The sequence below is a fragment of the Brachybacterium sp. 107 genome, assembly GCF_052379725.1.
Lineage (GTDB): Bacteria > Actinomycetota > Actinomycetes > Actinomycetales > Dermabacteraceae > Brachybacterium.
The window spans coordinates 444,783-460,802 of record NZ_JBQSYW010000001.1 but is presented as its reverse complement, the minus strand read 5'-3'; the positions used below and the strand labels follow the sequence as shown (position 1 = coordinate 460,802).

Sequence of the window (16,020 nt, the reverse complement as noted above, 5' to 3'; positions counted from 1 at the left end):
GCATGGCAGACCTCGCCCCCGGTGACGACCGCTTCCTCGAGCAGCTGATCGATCTGCGGCGGCGGCTGCACACCACCCCCGAGATCGGGCTGCAGCTGCCCGTGACCCAGCAGCTCGTGCTCGACGCGCTCGCCGATCTCGACCTCGAGATCACGCTGGGAGCCGAGACCACCTCGGTGATCGCAGTGCTCCGCGGCGGCCGTCCCGGGCCGGTGGTGCTGCTGCGCGGGGACATGGACGGCCTCCCGCTCGTGGAGGACACCGGCCTGCCCTTCGCCTCGACCAACGGGGCGATGCACGCCTGCGGTCATGACCTGCACGTCGCCGGGCTGGTGGGGGCGGCGCGGCTGCTCGCCGCCCGGCGCGCGGACCTTCCCGGTGCCGTGATCTTCATGTTCCAGCCCGGGGAGGAGGGCTACGACGGCGCGGGTGTGATGCTGCGGGAGGGTGTGCTCGACGCGGCGGGGGAGCGGCCGATCGCCGCCTACGGGATCCATGTCGCCGCGGACGTTGCCAGCGGGACGATCGCCAGTCGCCCCGGCACTCTGATGGCCGCCTACTCTGTGCTCGACGTGCGCGTGGTGGGGCGCGGAGGCCACGGCTCACGCCCCCACGAGGCCCTGGACCCGGTGCCGGCCACCGCCGAGATGGTCTCCGCGCTGTACACCCACATCACTCGCCGTTACAGCGCCTTCGACCCCGTGGTGCTCACCGTCGGAGAGATCCACGCGGGCAGCGCGCCGAACATCATCCCCGATCAGACCCATTTCCGGGCCGGTGTGCGCTCGTTCAGCAACGCCACCACCGAATCGCTGGTCGCCGAGCTGCCCCGCTTCGTCACCGACATCGGCCGCGCCCACGGCCTCACGGTGCACGCCACCATGCGCACGGTCCTCCCCGCCACGATCAACGACGACGTCGAGGCGGCGACCTTCGCGGACACCGCCCGCGCCCTGTTCGGCGCGGAGCGCTACCAGGAGCTGGCGAACCCGCGCACCGGGTCCGAGGACTTCTCCCGCGTGCTCGCGGAGATCCCCGGGGCGTACGGCTACGTGGGAGCGGCGAAGGACCTCGACCCGGAGCAGCTGCCCGCCTCGAACCACTCCCCGCAGGCCCGCTTCGACGACTCCGTGCTCGCGGACCAGGCGCTGCTGCTGGCAACCCTGGCCTGGAACCGGCTGCGGGCCGAGGTGGGGGAGGGTGACCCCGGGATCTGAGCGGCGATGCTGGGGGTCAGCGGTCGTCGTCCGCGGCGAGGTGGTCGCGCAGATACCGGCCGGTGGCCGAGGCCTCGACCGCGGCAACATCCGCCGGGGTGCCGGTCGCGACGATCCGGCCGCCGGCCTCGCCGCCGCCGGGCCCCATGTCGATCACGTGGTCGGCGTTGGCGACCATGTCCAGATCATGCTCGATGACCACGACGGTCGCGCCGCGGGTGACGAGGCGATCCAGCACGGACAGCAGGGTGCGCACGTCCCGCGGGTGCAGGCCCACGCTGGGCTCGTCGAACACGAACAGGGCGTCGTCCTGGCGGCGGTCGATCTGCCCGGCGAGCTTGAGCCGCTGCGCCTCCCCACCGGACAGCGCCGGGGTGTCCTCGCCGAGCGTGAGATAGCCCAGCCCCAGATCGACCAGGGCCTGCAGCTTCTTGCGCACCGCCGGCAGATCACCGACCGCGTCGAGCGCCTCGTGCGCCGTGAGCGACATCAGATGGGGCAGAGACACCCCGACGGGTGAATCCGGGCGCGGTCGCAGGATCTCGTCGGCCTCCGGGGCGTAGCGGTGCCCGCCGCATTCGGGGCAGTCGATATCGATGTCCGGGAGGAACTGGACGTCCAGCGAGACCCGCCCGGTGCCCTCGCAGCGCGGGCAGCGCAGCGAGCCGGTGTTGTAGGAGAAGTCCCCGAGCGTGAACCCCTGCTCGCGGGCCGCGTCGGTGCGGGCGAAGGCCCGACGCAGGTCGTCCTGCACGCCGCTGTAGGTCGCGACGGTGGAGCGCACGTTCACCCCGATCGGCGTGGCATCGATCTGGTGGACCCGACGCAGCCCGGTGTCCTCGATCTCGTCCACATGGGCCGGCGGGCGCCGCCCGTCGATCCGGGCACGCAGCGCCGGCACCAGCGATTCGAGCACCATCGTGGTCTTCCCCGAGCCCGAGACGCCCGTGACCGCGGTGAACCGGCCGCGGGGGATCTCCATGTCGAGCTCACGAACCGTGCAGGCCTGGTGGTGCGCAGGCGCCCGCGGCCGATGGTGAAGACGTCCTCCGTCACTTGCTCGCGGCCTTCGAGGGATCCGCCGAGCACGAAGCTCTCGGACTCCTCGATCTCGGCATGAACCCGAGGCGACGAGCCTCGGCACGTGGAGGTGGACCCGGCCTAGAGGTAGGCGTCCCGAGGTGCTCGGTAGTTCGGCAGAGGTGCACTGTTGACAAAACGGAGTTGAAGCAATGACGAACGGCTCGACGGCACGCATCCAGCGCGCTCAAGACGGGCATCAGCAGGCTCCGTCCTTCACGATGCGGGCGTGCTGAGCGCCAATTTGACGAATAAGTGCGCGGGCTTGTAACGTATTTCACTCGTTCGTATTCACTCAATGAAGAGGACAAAATGGACCGTCGTTCGCTTATGCTTCGAGTTGTGCCCGGGCTGGTTCTCGGTGGCGTTGGGACCGGACTTTCGAGTTCCGCCATCGCCGTGCCAAAACCCGGTCAGACGCAGTCAGCTGGGGAGGCCGCATCATGTGACGCCTCGATACCAAAGTTCGAAAGCTACGAGGAGCTCGAGAAGGCATTCGATGAACTTGGTGAACTTCCCGAAGAGCAGGTCGTAAAGTATGCGCGGCAGGCGACGGGGGAGTTGCCGACTCCAAAAATTCCGCTCCCGGGCCCGGCCGCGCTTGTTCAGTGCGCGCTGGCATCCGCATGGATCTTCCGCAATGGGACAACCAAGAACACAGTCATGATGCAGCTGGCGGATGCGGTGATGAGCTGCGTCGGCATCCCGCTTGGCTCGGCTGTAGTGATCAAGGTTGCGCGATTGATCTGGAAGTACAAGGGTAAGATTATCGCTGCATTGTCGGCCGCTGGCCTGACTGCTGCGCAGCTTGCTCCGCTGAAGAACGCACCGAAGCCTTAATAAGGGAGCCGCGTCGTGCAGATCTCGCCCAACCTCGAAGACAAAGCCTTCCGTCTGGTCACGGGACTGATTCTCTGGCTTATCCTTATTGGAGGCGGGGTCTGGGTCTATTCGGCTCTGACAGGCAGAACGCTTGGTGGGACCTTGCTCGAGATTTGGCCGGCCGTCGCTTTTTCACTGGTCGCAATAGTCTTTGCAGCCCTTCGTAAGAGCAGTGATTCATCCTCATGATTGCGCTGCGAGGCGCCGTTGGTGGAGCTGGTGAGGGTCCACCGGCTGCTCGCTCTGCCCGTGAAGTGCACCGAACTCGCCGCGGACGTTGGCCTCGAGTCCTTCAATGAGCTGCCCGAGATGCTGAAGCACGCAAGGGTTTCCCGGTTCTTCGCAGATGGGGGGCAGCTACGTGGCTTGGGGTCGGGCGGGGATTGCCGCGCGGATAGGCCACCGTCGCCTAAGCTCGCGGCAGCCCTGGCCGCAATCATGCCAGTTCACTTCGCCGCCCCACCCACCGTGGCAATCCCCATCCCGCGAGACCCCCGCTCTCAGCGCGAGGTGATCCCGTGAACCGGCTCTCCCGGGACAGTGCGTCGAGGTAGCGGCGGGAGCCCTCGGCGTAGAGCACGCCCATCGCGAGCGAAGACTTCCCGTAGCCGGAGACCCCGGCGATGCCCACCACGCGGTGCAGCGGCACGTCCACGTCCAGATCGCGGAGGTTATGGACGCGGGCGCCCCTGACCTCGATGGCTGTGGGCTGGGGGCCGGCGCGGTCGATCACGTGCGCCAGGCTACTCGCGGGGGCCGACGTACGGGCTGACGCCTATGCGGACTTCTTTGAACTGCCCGACTTCTTGGAGCTGCTGGACTTCTTCGAGCTACCGGACTTCTTCGAACTACTGGACTTCTTCGTACTGCCGGACTTCTTCGAACTACCGGTCTTTGTCGCACTGCCGGACTTCTTGGAGCTCCCGGACTTCTTCGGTCCGTCGGTCTTCTCCGCCCCCTTCGTCGTCTGTGCTGCCTTCGTCTCCGCGGACGACGATCCGGACCCGCGGCGCTTCTGCACGCTGCGCTCCAGCGCGTCCATCAGGCTGATGACCTTCCCGCCTCCGTCGCCGTCGTCACCCTCATCGGCCGACCCGTCCTTGCCGAACGTCGCATCCGTATCGGCCGAGTCACCCTCGTCGAGCTTGGCCTCGACCAGCTCGCGCAGCTGCACCTGGTACTCATCGGTGAACTGCTCGGGATCGAAGTCTCCGCTGAACTGCTCGACCAGCGAGGCCGACATCGTCAGCTCCTTGGCGCTGATCGTCGTCTTCGACGGGCCGAAGTCGACGTCCTTGAGATCAGTCGGCCAGCGCAGGGTCTGCAGGGCGAGCAGGTCCCCATGGACCCGCAGTACGCCGAGGCGGGTCTTGGTGCGCAACGTGAAGGTGACGATCGCCGTGCGCTCAGTGTCCTCGAGGGTCCGACGCAGTAACACGTACGCCTTCGAGGACCGGCCGACGGGTTCGAGGAAGTAGGACGTTCCCAGCAGGATCGGATCCACCTGCTCATCGGGCACGAACTGCACGACGTCGATCTCGTCGTTGTCCTCGGCGGGCAGGTCCTCGAGCTCTTCATCGGTGAGGACGACCGTCTTGTCGCCGTCGTCGTACGCCTTGTCGATGTGCTCGTAGTCGATCTCGCGGCCGCACACCTCGCAGGTGCGCTGGTACCGGATGCGTCCCTGGTCCTCGTCGTGGACCTGGTGGAAGGAGAGGTCGTGCGACCTGGTCGCCCCGTAGAGCTTCACCGGGACGTTGACGAGCCCGAACGTGATCTCACCGCTCCATATCGCGCGCATGCCCCATGACACCACGCCGCCCGCGCCCTGACCAGGGTCGAGCAGTCGGTCGCTTCGCAGGTGATCCCGTGACGGATCGCGTGAACGGGGGCACAGTGGGCCCATGGCTACCGGTGAGCAGAAGGTCGAGGTCGACGGCCGCACGCTGAAGGTCTCGAACCTCGAGAAGGTCTATTACCCCTCGACGGGGACCACGAAGGGCGAGGTGCTGGACTACTACCGGCGCATCGCTGCGGTGATGATCCCGCAGGCCACGCGTCGACCCGCGACCCGCAAGCGCTGGGTCGACGGGGTGGGCACGGCCGAGCATCCCGGCTCGGTGTTCTTCCGCAAGGACCTCGAGGACCACGCACCGGACTGGGTGCCGCGCGCGGACATCGAGCACAAGGACGGCACCTTGACCTACCCCCTGGTCGACGAGACCGCCGTGCTGGTGTGGCTCGCCCAGCTCGCCGCCCTGGAGATTCACACCCCGCAATGGCGCTTCGACGAGGACCTCGCACCGTCGAACCCTGATCGGCTGGTCCTGGATCTTGATCCCGGGGAGGGGGTGGGGCTTCCCGAGTGCGCCCGCGTGGCCCAGTGGTGCCGGGAGATCCTGGAGGACATGGGGATGGAGTCCTATCCGGTCACCTCGGGATCGAAGGGCATCCACCTCTACGCACCCCTGGATGGCGTCACCACGGCGGAGGAGATCGCACGGGTCACCCACGAGCTGGCGAAGGCCCTCGAGGACGACCATCCCGATCACGTCGTCAGCGACATGAAGAAGTCGTTGCGAGCGGGCAAGGTGCTCGTGGACTGGTCGCAGAACAACGGTCACAAGACCACCGTGTGCCCGTACTCCCTGCGAGGCCGGCTGCGCCCCACGGTGGCGGCGCCCCGCACCTGGGAGGAGATCGAGGACCCCGAGCTCGACCAGCTCGAGTTCGAGGAGGTCCTGCAGCGGATCGAGGACGGCACGGACCCGATCGCGGCCCTGGGCATGAACGGCAGCGCGGGGAGCGGGTCGGCCGGCACGTCGCGTGACAGGCTGGAGGTCTACCGCTCCAAGCGCGATGCCACGAAGACCCCCGAACCGGTTCCGACAGCAGGCTCCGACTCCGACTCTGACTCTGACTCCGACGCCGAACAGGATGCGCTCGAAGCCCTGCGCTCCGAGACGCCGATGTTCGTGATCCAGGAGCATCACGCCTCCAGCCTGCACTGGGACTTCCGCCTCGAGCACGACGGCGTGCTGGTCTCCTGGGCCGTGCCCAAGGGGCCCCCGCTCGACGTGGACGTGAACCGGCTCGCCGTGCAGACGGAGGATCATCCGCTCGAGTACGGCTCCTTCGAGGGGACGATCCCGACGGGCGAGTACGGCGGTGGCGACGTCATCCTCTGGGACTCCGGCACGATCGAGATCGAGAAGTGGCGCGAGGGCAAGGAGGTCATCGTCGTCTGCCACGGTCGCGGGGATGGCGGCCTCGGCGGAGCGCCGAGGCGCTACGCCTTCCTCCACACCGGTGGCATGGGCGGGATGAAGAAGTCTGCGGCGGCGGAGAAGAAGGCCGACGCGAACTGGCTGCTGCACCTCATGAAGGACCAGTCGACGGCAGGGGACGTGGCGCCCTCTGCGCCATCCTCCTCCGGAGCCCGATCTGCTCCGGCCGGGACGAGTGCTCCGATCTCCCCGATGCTCGCCACCCTCGGCCGTCGGGAGGACATCCGGGACCAGGACGACTGGGCCTTCGAGATGAAATGGGACGGGGTGCGCGTCATCGCGACCGTCACCGCCGACGCCGTGCGCCTGGCCAGCCGTGGCGGCAAGGACCTCACCGCCACCTTCCCCGAGCTCGCCGAGCTGCAGGACGCAGTCGACCCCGAGATCCTCGCCGCGGGGGAGACCGTCCTCGACGGGGAGATCGTCGCGCTCGACACCCACGACCGGCCCTCCTTCTCCCGGCTCCAGCAGCGCCTCGGCCTCACCCGCGAGCGCGACGTCGAGCGCGCGCGGAAGGACGTCGAGGTGCACGTGATGCTCTTCGATCTTCTGGTGTGCGGCGGCGACTCCCTGCTGCGCACCCCGTACCGCGCGCGGCGCGACGCCCTGTTCGCCGCGGTGGAGGCGACCGAGCACGTCCAGCTGCCGCATGCCGATCACGGCGATGTCGACCACGCGATCGGCCTCTCGCAGGAGCTCCAGCTCGAAGGCGTCATGGCGAAGACGGAGACCGGCATCTACCGGCCCGGCACGCGCAGCCGCACCTGGATCAAGCTCAAGAACGCCCGCCATCAGGAAGTGGTCGTCATCGGCTGGCGGCACGGAAGGGGCGCGCGCTCCGGAAGCATCGGATCCCTGCTCGTCGCCGTGCCCGACGCCCAGGGACACCTGAGCTATGCCGGTCGCGTCGGCACCGGATTCAGCGACCGCGACCTCGAGCAGATCGCGAGCACGCTCGCTTCTCGCACCCGGAAGACCCCACCGGTGGACGACGTGCCCGCGACGGACCGTCGGGACGCGGAATGGGTGCGTGCGGACCTCGTCGGCGAGGTCCAGCACACCGAGCGCACCGAGGACGGACGGCTGCGCCAACCCGTCTGGCGCGGATGGCGTCGCGACAAGGAGGCGGACGACGTGCGATGGGAGGAGTGAGCTCGGTGCCTGCTCCCGGAGCGGGGCAGTGCTGGCAGCTGGCCACACCGCCGGCTGACCACGTGGTCGTCCGGCTCGCGGGCAGTGCTCGACGCCCGTCGCTCCGCTCGCGTCCGGGTGATCGTGCAGGTCATCTCTGGAATTGATGGTCGGCTCGCCGTGAGGTCCCGCCATCGATGCGTCCGGTGGATCACATCGTGTCACCGTGACCCCCGGGAATGCCGTAGTCTCCTCGGAGTCGTTCGCACGATCTCGCCTCGGCGGGACAGCACGCACCGCACCCTAGGGTCGCGGAGCTCGGGTGCTGAGAGCGGATGGCCGCACGGCGCTGGATGCCTCTTTCGGAGGCGACCGACGACGGTCGCGCAGAACACCTACGAAATTGAGTATTCATCACCTCCTCCGCACTGCTTAGTACGCACGACGACGTCTCGACGTCACCCCTCTCGTCCGCGCCGATGGCCGCATCGCTGGTCATTGCAGCGCACCCCACCCTCTCCTGGCTCCGAGCCGATGACGACGTCCATGTCGCCACGCTCGCCGGAGAGTTCGCCGGCCATGTCGTCAGCCCTTCCGCTGACGCGCCGGTCCACACGGCCTTCGGGCCCCAGTTCGGCCGCATCGGCGACTTCATGTCGCTGGCCGCGGCTCAGGCGGCCCTCGAGGCCGCACACGCACCCCGTCCTGGCAGCATCGACCGCATCGGTCGGCGCAACGCCTGGGGTGCACCACATCCGCGGCGGCGCCGTCGCCACGGATACCCGGGCCACGAACGTGGTTCACGACAACGAAGGAATATCGCCATGGCTACTGGCATCGTCACCTGGTTCAACTCCGACAAGGGCTACGGCTTCATCGCCCCCGAGGACGGCTCCGCCGATGTGTTCGCGCACTTCAGCGCGATCGCCGGCACCGGCCGCCGCGATCTCGAGGAGAACCAGCGCGTGGAGTTCGAGACCGAGCAGGGCCCCAAGGGCATGCAGGCAGTGAACATCCGCGCCATCTGAGCGCCCCGGCCGATCACTGATCGGCCCTGAAGACCGGCGGGTCCGCCTCGCGGATCCCGGTCAAGACCACGACGCCCGTCGGGTCCGGCTAAATGTCGGAACCGGCGGGCGTCGTTCTGCGTCCCGGGTGAGCACACGGGCAGGCAGGCGAGTGGGTGGCGGGGGTCGCCAGCTCGCCAGCTCGCCAGGTCACCAGGACACGGAGTGGAGTCCCGGGTCCAGGTGCTGCTCGAGGCCGGGGAGCATCACGCGGGCGCGGGTGCCCTCGGGCACCTCGAGAGTCACGATCCGGGCGTCGCGATCCACGTCGACCACGATCTCGCCGTGGATCGTGCGGCGGGACAGCTCGATCCGGCCGACGGGCACATCGGGGTCCGGGACGACGTCGAACTCCCGCCACCCGTCCGGACCGCGGCGCAGCCCGGCCACGTTCTCGTGGATCCACGTCGCGGGAGTCCCCATGAAGTAGTGGGAGCAGGAGCGGGGCTCGTGCCACATCTCCATGAACGTGGAGTTCCCGGCGTCCAGCCACGCCTTCCAGCCCGGCGCCGTCGGGTTCGACAGCACCCGGAGGGCGAGCTCGCCGTGCCCGTGCGCCGAGAGCACGGGCAGCAGGAAGCGCACGCCGATGTGCCCGCAGTCGTGGTGGGCGTCGCGCAGCTCGAGGTCCGCGATTAGGTGGGAGACCACCGTGGCCACCCGGCCCGGGGGCACGACGCCGAAGGCCAGGGGCACCAGGTTGCTGGTCTGGCGGTACTCCGTGGAGCCCGGGTCGCGGTAGATCCCGCGCTGGTGGTCGAGGAAGACGGTGTTCACGGCGGCCTCGAGGCCGTTGGCGTCGTCGAGCAGCTGCGCCGGGGTGGGGACCCCGTCGATCCGGTCGCCGCGCGAGGTCCAGGGGTTGCCGTCGGCCGGGCTGCCGTCGATGCTCGCGAGCTCGACCGCATGGGCGAGGGCGCGCAGGCCGTGCGCGAGGAACAGCGACGCCGTGAGGCGCTTGTCCTCCGGGGCGGGGCCTGGGCTGCCGGGTGTCAGGTAGTCGCCGAGGACTCCCGAGACGAGGCCGTCCTCGTCGCGGCGCCCGAGCTCGTAGGACAGGTAGGCCGCGGCGGCAGGGCCGAGCTCGTGCACGATGTCCACCTCGCCGTACTCGGTGGCGAGCTCGTCGAGGAGCTCAGGCAGCAGCGAGGTCCACTCCGGCGCGGGGGAGAGCTCCTCATACCCCCAGCCGGGATTCGGGGCGATCACGGAGAGAGAGCCGTCCGGGCGCTGGCCGTCGGCCTGGTCGCGCGCCCACTTCCGCAGCATCCGGCGCATGTCGAAGCTCGCCACCATCGCGCTCAGCCCCGTCAGGGCATCGCCGGTCCACCCGTTCTTCTCGTGCATCGGGGTGTCGGTGGGGACATGGTGCATGTTGTTCGCGAGCGACGCCCGCATCGCCGAGTCGAAGCGCACGAGGTACTCGTCCGAACTGGTCAGAGCGCTGGCAACGGAGAGATCCGCATGGGCGAGAAGTCCCGTGACCTCGAGGTCCTCGAGAGTTCCCCGGCGGGCCTGAAGCTCCACATACCGGAATCCCTTGTAGCTGAACTGCGGTTCGAAGGAGGGGGAGTGGGGCCCCAGCCGCACCAGATCCTCCTGGAAGCGGTCGGTGTGGATGTGCTCGTTGTCCGCGTCGACGGTGCCGTCGGCCCGGAGCTTCTCGCCGTGTACGGCGGAGAACTCCAGGGGCTCCTGGCCGCGGAGCGTGTAGCGGCACCAGCCGGCGATCACGCGACCCATGTCGAGCACCACGCGTGCGTCCCCGGCGCTGGTGGGTCCCGGACCCTCGACGCGCGCCGGGATGATCTCCTCCTGGATGACGACGGGCTCCTGGACCTGCAGTTGCATCTGTGGGACGGCGACCGGAGCCGCGCGGCGGGACCCGTGCCCCGGACGGTCCACGAGCACTCCCTCCCAGGCGGAGTCGTCGAAGTCGGCGTGCAGCCAGGCGTCGGGGTCCTGACCGCCCTCGAAGACCTCCCCCTCGTACATCGAGTCCGCGGAGATCGGCCCGGGCGCCGTGCGCCATCCCTCGCCGGTGGTGATCGCCCGGGAGGTGCCGTCGGCGAGCTCGAGGCGGAGGTGCGCCCAGGCTCGCACGGGGCCGCGCCAGGGTGCCTGCTCCCACCGCCACACGTTCGGGGTGGACATGTCGTGGAATCCGCGTCCCAGCGAGATGCCCAGCACGTTCGTGCCCCGCGTGAGCAGCTCGGAGACGTCCGCCTCGCACACCTGCACCCGATGCCGCGGGTCCGTCAGGCCCGGATCCAGGCGCGAGCGCCGGTAGGGGGAGCCGTTGACGAAGGCGCGGAACACGCCCAGGCCGGTCACGAGCAGTCGGGCGGACGTCGGCGGAGCGCTGAGCTCGAACGTCGTGCGGAGCAGGGGGTTCTGCGGATCGATCCCCGGTGCGGCGATCCACCGGGCAAGGGAGGGGTTGATGTCCGCCATCGGCAGTTTCCACCTGGTTCTTCGTATCCGCGTCGACAAGTGCCGACAGTCTGGCACGCTGCCGGGCGCAGGTCCCGCAGGAGCGGTCGGACAGGCGGACAGGCGCTTGGGCGCTTGGGCGCTTGGGAGGTTGGGCGATCGGGCGGGCGGACGGGACGGTCGCGGATGCGTGGGGCGTGTGAGGGTCCTGCGTGGACCCGGCCCGGCCGCCGTGGTTCCCAGCCGACGCCGGGGGAGGCCTGCCACGATGACGAGATGGATCTTCACGATGTCGGCCGCGCGGTGTGGGAGCGCATCGTGCCCGCGTCCGTCCCCGAGACGGGATGGTGGGTGCTGCTGGCCCTCGTCGTGGCGCTGGTGGCCGTCGCGATGCCGCCGCTGTGGCGACTCGCGCGGCCCGCCGTGACCATCGTGCACGAGCTCGGCCACGCGATCGTCGGCATGCTCTGCGGTCGGCGCTTCACGGGCTTCGTGGTCAGCGCGGACATGTCCGGCCACGCCGTGACCGTCGGCCCCCGCCGCGGCGCCGGGCGCATCCTCTCGACGTGGGCCGGCTATCCCGCCCCGGCGATCCTGGGCACCCTGCTGATCCAGGTGGCTCTCCACGGCTGGTCGAGCACGGCCCTGTTCGCGGCGCTCATGATCCTCGTGCTCTCGCTGGTGTTCACCCGATCCGCGCACACCCTGCTGGTGGTGCTCGCGACCGCCACCGGGATCGGCGCCGCCTGGTGGTGGGGGAGTCCCGGGCTGAACGCCCTGATCACCCTCGCGGCCGGGGTGTTCCTCCTGCTCGGCGCCTGGCGGCACCTGGGTGCGGTGATGCGCGGGGGCGGCAGGTCCGACGACCCGGGCCAGCTCGCACAGCTCACGCCCCTGCCCGCGTGGACCTGGAACCTCGGCTACGTCGTCGTGCTCGCCGCCTGCACGTGGTGGGCCGGGACGACGCTCATCCCGCAGGTGCTCGGCGGTCTCTGACCGGACCGCCTGGCAGTCGCCCGGCCCGGCGATCCTCCGCGCCTCGCCGCCGACCCGGGTGACGGGAGCGGCGCCAGGGTCCACACTCGAGGTGTCCTCGAGGCTCGGAGGTGGCCCGGATGGAGTGGACGAGCTGGCTCGCGCTGCTGGACGCGCACGACTACACGATCGCCCGCGAGGTCATCCTGCGCGGGGTCGCCGCCGTGTTCGTGCTCGCCTTCCTCTCGACCCTGACCCAGTTCCCCGCGCTACTGGGGGAACGTGGCCTGCTGCCGGTCCGCGAGCACCTGGCGCGGCCGCGGGGCCGACGGGGCCCCAGCCTGTTCCACACCCGGCTTTTCCCCTACAGCGACCGGCTGCTGCGGGTGATGTGCCTGGTCGGCATGCTGCTCGGGGCGTCGGTCGTCCTCGGGCTGCCGCAGCGCGGGCCGGGCTGGACCACGATCCCGGTGTTCCTGGGGATGTGGGTCCTGTACCTCTCGATCCATTCGCTCGGTCGCACCTTCTACGGCTTCGGCTGGGAATCGATGCTGCTGGAGTGCGGATTCCTGGTCGGCTTCCTCGGGGCGCACGAGGTGGCGCCGCCCCTGCTGATCCTGTGGTTCCTGCGCTGGATGCTGCTGCGCCTCGAGTTCGGTGCGGGAATGATCAAGATGCGCGGCGATCAGGCCTGGCGGGATCTCACCGCGATGGATCACCACCACCAGACCCAGCCGATGCCCGGACCGCTCAGCCGCCTCGCCCACCTGCGGCCCCGCTGGTGGCACCGGATGGAGGTCCTCGGCAGCCACGCCGTGCAGCTCGGGGCGATCTGGCTGATCCTGCTGCCCCAGCCCCTCGCGTCGATCGGTGCGACGCTCGTGATCCTCACCCAGCTGTTCCTGGTGGTCACCGGTAACTATGCGTGGCTGAACTGGCTGACCATCCTCGTCGCCTTCTCCGCGATCAGCGACTCCTTCCTGCGCTGGATCGTCGGCGGGCCCTGGCCCGGCTGGGGATGGCAGGGCCTCACGCTCCCGGGCACCGCAACGGACGCCGCCCACGAGGCCGCCGGCCACGGGCTCGCAGGGGACCCTTCGCCCCTGTGGTGGCACGTGCTGATCCTCGTGATCGTCGCCTTCCTGGTGGCCCTGAGCTGGCAGCCGCTGCGCAATCTGTTCTCCGCCGACCAGCTGATGAACGCGAGCTTCAACCGATTCCACCTCGTCAACGCCTACGGCGCCTTCGGCTCGATGACCACTCGTCGGTTCGAGGTGGTCATCGAGGGCACGCTGGATCCCGCGGGAGCAGGGGCCGACGAGGGCACCTGGCGGCCCTACGAGTTCCGTGGCAAGCCCGGTGACGTGCGGCGCCGGCCGGCCCAGTTCGCCCCGTACCACCTGCGACTGGACTGGCAGATGTGGTTCCTCGCGCTTCGGCCGGGCGCCGAGGACTGGTTCGTCGCACTGCTGGAGAAGCTCCGGGCCGGGGAACCGGCCATCCGCCGGCTGCTGCGCTCGGACCCGTTCGACGGAACCCCGCCCACCGCGATCCGCGTGAGGTACTTCGAGTACCGCTTCACCACCCCCGAGGAACGGCGCAGCAGCGGCGACTGGTGGGTGCGCACCGATCTCGGCGTCATCGCCCGGGTCTGAGCGTCGGGCACCGGTGGTCACGAACCACCCATCGCGGGCCACGCACGAGCATGGACCTGCGCGGACGAGCGTGGGCGAGCGCGGAGGAGCGGTGTTCACGGGCGGAGTTCACAGAGCGTCGTGGGTGGACATGAGGTGCGTAGTCTGGCCTACGCTGTTCCCTTCCCCGCCCGATCCTCCGAGGAGCTCCATGTCCGCGATCGCCGTTCCGGCCCGCCGTCCCGTCCTGGCCGACGCCCTGGCCCCGCACCGTTCCCTTCTGCAGGATGCCGGCCTGGTCCTCGCCGGGACCGCCGTGGTCGCGCTCCTCGCCCAGATCACGATCCCGCTGCCGCTCGTGCCGATCACCGGTCAGACCCTCGGCGTGATCCTGGTCGGTGCCGCACTCGGCTCCCGCCGCGGTGCGATGGCGATGCTCACCTACCTGCTCGTCGGCCTCGCCGGCGCCCCGATCTTCGCCGAGTTCACCGGCGGACCCGCCGCGGCCCTGTCCCCGAGCTTCGGGTTCATCCTCGGGTTCATCCCCGCAGCCTTCGTGGCCGGGTGGTTCGCCGAGCGCGCCTGGGATCGCAAGCCGGTCCTGGCCATGATCGGCTTCGTCGCCGCGAGCGTCGTGCCCTTCCTGGTCGGCGTGCCCTACCTCGCCATGATCCTCAACGTCGTGATGGGTGCAGAGATGGGCATCGGGGGGATCCTCGCCGCCGGCGTGTGGCCCTTCCTCGCCGGTGGCCTGGTCAAGGCCGCGATCGCCGCCGCCCTGATCCCCGCCGCCTGGAAGGGTGTGCGCGCGCTCGACGACCGCCGCTGAGCCGCGCCCGTCGCTGAGCGCCGCTCGACTCTGCGGCCACGCGCCCGAGAGCCCGGCGCACCTCACCGAATCCCTCGATCCGTGTCCTCAGGGACACGTATCGGGGGATTCGCTCTGTCGGTGGGTGATGTCGAGGACGGCGCGCCCGAGGGGCGTCGGCGAGTCCCTCGATTCGTGTCGTTTGTGGGACGTTTCGAGGGACTCGGCAATCGTCGCGACGTTGGTTACTCTCGCGTGGTGGCGACTGACCCTCACGCGGGGGCGAGCAGACGGATCAGCAGGACCGCCAGCGCCGCGGTCACCGGGACGGTCGCGAGCACCCAGCGCAGGCGATAGGCCATGGTGATGACGAACTCCCGCAGCGTAGCGGTGGGCAGGTAGGACGTCGCTGTCGGACCGCCGATCACCTCGTCGGCGAACCCGAGGCCGCGCGCCAGCAGTGCGGCACGGAAGGTGTGATAGCGGCTGGTGGTGATGATGTAGGGCCCCGAATGGCCGGCCGCGTCGAGGATCCGGTGGGAGAGGATCAGGTTCTCCTCGGTGGTGCGGGACTCGGTCTCCGCGTGCACTCGATCGGCCGGCACCCCGGCGACCTCGATCAGGTAGGAGGCCATCGCCTCGCTCTCGGCAGGATTGTGTTCGTCGCCCTTGCCGCCCGAGGGCACCAGCAGCGGATCGATCCCGAGGCCGAGGAGGCGCTCGCGCTCGGCGACAGCGCGGTCCAGCCTGCTTCGCAGCAACGGCGGCACCCGCCCGTCGAACAGGACGGAGCCGAGGATGACGATCCCCGTGCTCTCCCGGTGCGGCGGGAACAGCTGGTACGGGACCGTGGCACCGAGGAACACCAGGTAGGCGAGGCCCAGGTGTCCGGCGACGGTGCCGGCGGCGATCGCGGTCCCGAGGCCCAGCGCCGTCCCCGTTCCCGCGAGTGCCACGACGGCACCGGGGGAGACCAGCAGCGCGATCCCACCGAGGCCCGAGGAGAGGCGCCCGAGGAGGCCGCTCTCCCAGCGGGACACCGCCACCGATCCCACCACCACGGTGACGCCCAGGGCGAGCGCACCGATCAGCCCGAGAGCACCGGTGACGAGCAGGAGCAGCTGGCCCAACGGATGGCCCCAGAAGACCAGCACGGCGATCAACGAGGCGCTCGCGTGGACGGCCAGCAGCAGAGCGAACCCCGTGCGCACGCGGCGGTGGTCTTCCCGGAAGAGCAGCAGGTAGGCAGACCACCACAGGGCGACGGCGATCAGCACGCCCAGTACGCCCAGCACATCCAGCACTGCCGCCCCCTTTCGATGCTCGTCAGGGACATCCTGGCATCCGCAGCAGACGCCCCGGACCGGACAGTGGCGCGCCCGACATCCCGGAGCGGACCTGGCATCTGCCTGCCCGTCGGCCGTCCCGACGCCCTGCCCGTCGGCCTGCGCGACGTCCTGCCCGTCGGCCTGCCCGCGCCGAGAGGCGGACCGGCCGACGGACGGG

12 protein-coding genes are annotated in these 16,020 nt (G+C 69.7%); 7 read left to right on the top strand and 5 right to left on the bottom strand.

Annotated elements, in window-relative coordinates; genetic code table 11:
• The first annotated feature begins 2 nt into the window (after positions 1–2).
• A complete protein-coding gene (locus ACT3UL_RS02040; RefSeq protein WP_444576456.1) occupies positions 3–1,217 on the top strand; it encodes a M20 metallopeptidase family protein in 1,215 nt (404 codons plus the stop codon).
• A 16-nt stretch (positions 1,218–1,233) separates the two neighbouring features.
• Here ACT3UL_RS02040 and ACT3UL_RS02035 read toward each other — a convergent pair whose 3' ends face one another.
• Positions 1,234–2,199, bottom strand: coding sequence for a hypothetical protein (locus tag ACT3UL_RS02035; RefSeq protein WP_444576455.1), 966 nt, complete (start codon positions 2,197–2,199; stop codon positions 1,234–1,236).
• A 440-nt stretch (positions 2,200–2,639) separates the two neighbouring features.
• Between ACT3UL_RS02035 and ACT3UL_RS02030 the strand changes: the two genes are divergently transcribed.
• Complete coding sequence (locus ACT3UL_RS02030; protein ID WP_444576454.1) at positions 2,640–3,137, top strand: hypothetical protein; 498 nt, start codon at positions 2,640–2,642, stop codon at positions 3,135–3,137.
• Positions 3,138–3,615: 478 nt separating this feature from the next.
• Here the strand turns inward: ACT3UL_RS02030 and ACT3UL_RS02025 are convergent, their stop codons facing one another.
• Positions 3,616–3,912 (bottom strand): hypothetical protein, encoded by a 297-nt coding sequence (locus ACT3UL_RS02025; protein WP_444576453.1) that lies wholly within the window; start codon positions 3,910–3,912, stop codon positions 3,616–3,618.
• A gap of 42 nt (positions 3,913–3,954) precedes the next feature.
• Positions 3,955–4,980: a non-homologous end joining protein Ku gene (gene ku, locus ACT3UL_RS02020; protein ID WP_444576452.1), complete on the bottom strand. Its 1,026-nt coding sequence runs from the start codon at positions 4,978–4,980 to the stop codon at positions 3,955–3,957.
• A 103-nt stretch (positions 4,981–5,083) separates the two neighbouring features.
• Between ku and ACT3UL_RS02015 the strand changes: the two genes are divergently transcribed.
• Both ACT3UL_RS02015 and ACT3UL_RS02010 read left to right on the top strand, forming a co-directional pair.
• A complete protein-coding gene (locus tag ACT3UL_RS02015; RefSeq protein WP_444576451.1) occupies positions 5,084–7,618 on the top strand; it encodes an ATP-dependent DNA ligase in 2,535 nt (844 codons plus the stop codon).
• Positions 7,619–8,421: 803 nt separating this feature from the next.
• The gene (locus tag ACT3UL_RS02010; RefSeq protein WP_193118110.1) at positions 8,422–8,625 is read left to right on the top strand and encodes a cold-shock protein; all 204 of its coding nucleotides are present in this window, start codon (positions 8,422–8,424) and stop codon (positions 8,623–8,625) included.
• A gap of 189 nt (positions 8,626–8,814) precedes the next feature.
• Here ACT3UL_RS02010 and ACT3UL_RS02005 read toward each other — a convergent pair whose 3' ends face one another.
• On the bottom strand, positions 8,815–11,118 hold the full coding sequence (locus ACT3UL_RS02005) for a family 78 glycoside hydrolase catalytic domain (protein WP_444576450.1): 2,304 nt from the start codon (positions 11,116–11,118) through the stop codon (positions 8,815–8,817).
• Between the two features lie 255 nt (positions 11,119–11,373).
• On the opposite strand from ACT3UL_RS02005, the gene ACT3UL_RS02000 reads away from it, so the two are divergent.
• The 3 genes from ACT3UL_RS02000 (at position 11,374) to ACT3UL_RS01990 (ending at position 14,535) form a co-directional block, all read left to right on the top strand.
• Positions 11,374–12,093, top strand: coding sequence for a M50 family metallopeptidase (locus tag ACT3UL_RS02000; protein WP_444576449.1), 720 nt, complete (start codon positions 11,374–11,376; stop codon positions 12,091–12,093).
• A 119-nt stretch (positions 12,094–12,212) separates the two neighbouring features.
• Positions 12,213–13,727, top strand: coding sequence for a lipase maturation factor family protein (locus ACT3UL_RS01995; RefSeq protein ID WP_444576448.1), 1,515 nt, complete (start codon positions 12,213–12,215; stop codon positions 13,725–13,727).
• Positions 13,728–13,917: 190 nt separating this feature from the next.
• A complete protein-coding gene (locus ACT3UL_RS01990) occupies positions 13,918–14,535 on the top strand; it encodes a biotin transporter BioY (RefSeq protein WP_444576447.1) in 618 nt (205 codons plus the stop codon).
• 251 nt (positions 14,536–14,786) lie between these two features.
• On the opposite strand, the gene ACT3UL_RS01985 is transcribed toward ACT3UL_RS01990, so the two are convergent.
• Complete coding sequence (locus ACT3UL_RS01985; protein ID WP_444576446.1) at positions 14,787–15,818, bottom strand: YdcF family protein; 1,032 nt, start codon at positions 15,816–15,818, stop codon at positions 14,787–14,789.
• Between the last annotated feature and the right edge of the window lie 202 nt (positions 15,819–16,020).